The organism is Ruegeria sp. AM4 (genome assembly GCF_056540665.1).
In genome coordinates this window covers 1-1,537 of the sequence record NZ_JBQFXD010000035.1, presented here as the reverse complement: position 1 = coordinate 1,537, position 1,537 = coordinate 1, and the positions used below count along the sequence as shown (strand labels likewise).

The 1,537-nt window shown below is 56.5% G+C and carries 1 protein-coding gene; it reads left to right on the top strand.

The window, feature by feature from the left end:
- Positions 1-77: 77 nt before the first annotated feature.
- Complete coding sequence (locus tag ACR0JA_RS23620) at positions 78-1,463, top strand: IS1182 family transposase (RefSeq protein WP_480580405.1); 1,386 nt, start codon at positions 78-80, stop codon at positions 1,461-1,463.
- The last annotated feature ends 74 nt before the right edge of the window (positions 1,464-1,537 follow it).

Here is a 1,537-nt window from a genome sequence, read left to right as displayed (position 1 = left end):
TATTTTGTTGAAAAACTCATCCTTGATCGCCGCATGAACTGCTGATTCAATTCTTCCAATGGGCTGGAGGATTGGCGATGATGGGACCGAGGCAGGAAGCGCAATCGTCGCTGTTTTATGAGTTCTCATTGGAGAATCACGTTCCCCAAGATCACTTGCTTCGATCTATTGATCGCTTTGTTGATCTGAGCAGCATTCGAGCGCATCTCGCGGATTTTTACAGCCACACCGGTCGCCCATCGGCCGATCCTGAACTGCTGATCCGGATGCTGCTGGTCGGCTATTGCTTCGGCATCCGCTCCGAGCGACGGCTGTGCGAAGAGGTGCATCTGAACCTGGCATATCGATGGTTCTGCCGCCTCGATCTGAATGAGCGTATCCCGGATCACTCGACTTTCTCCAAGAACCGGCATGGACGCTTCCGCGAGAGCGAACTGCTGCGCCACCTTTTCGAGACGACTGTGGCGCGCTGCATCGCGGAAGGTCTGGTGAGCGGCCAGCGCCTGGCAATTGATGCCAGCCTTATCGAGGCGGATGCAAACAAGCAAAACTCGACACCCAAGGAAGAATGGGATGCATCAACCATCGATCCAGAAGATGCGCCTCGCGCGGTCCGCGAGTATTTCAACACTCTGGATGAGGCGGCTTTCGGAGCTGCGAGCGAGGTGCAGCCCAAGTTCACCTCGCATTCTGACCCTGCGAGCCAATGGACGGCGGCACGTAAAGGGCCTGCTTTCTTCAGCTATTCTGACAATTATCTGATCGACACCGATCATGGCGTCATCGTTGATGTCGAGGCCACACGATCCATCCGACAAGCTGAGGTCGGATCAACCAAGACCATGCTGGACCGGGTAGAGGACAAGTTCGATCTGCATCCCGAACGCCTGATCGCAGACACCGCCTATGGCACCGGGCCGCTCCTGGGCTGGTTGGTTGATCGCAAGATCGCACCGCACATCCCGGTCTTCGACAAGTCCGGGCGCAACGATGGAACATGGACCCGCGCCGACTTCGAATGGGACGCCGAAAACGATCAATATGTCTGTCCCGAAGGTCACGCCCTGAAGCAGTTCCGCCGTAACTACTCAGACCCGAACAGGGGGCCGACTGGCAAGGGCACGGCGCGTTATCGCGCGATGAAACTGGCCTGCCAATCCTGCCCATCCAAACCCAAGTGCTGTCCGAACGCCGATGCGCGGAAGATCACCCGCGAAGAACACGAAGACGCCCGCCAGGTTGCCCGCGACATCGCCAAGACCCGCCAATACAAGATCTCAATGAAACTCCGAAAGAAGGTCGAGATGCTTTTCGCCCATCTCAAACGCATTCTCGGGTTGGGCCGCCTCCGATTACGTGGCCCATGCGGTGCAAACGACGAATTTCTCCTCGCCGCCACCGCCCAAAACCTCCGGAAACTGGCAAAGATCTTTCCTGCGTCGCAGCAAACGCGAAAAGTCTGATAAAAAGGCGCTCGCACTCTGTTCGGATGACCACTTTCTGCGTCAGCAAAACATTGTTTTTCAACGGAATCGGC

What these genes read in the sequence shown, in the direction of transcription:
- ACR0JA_RS23620 (WP_480580405.1), top strand. Translation starts at nt 78, where the DNA reads ATGATGGGACCGAGGCAGGAAGCGCAATCGTCGCTGTTTTATGAGTTC.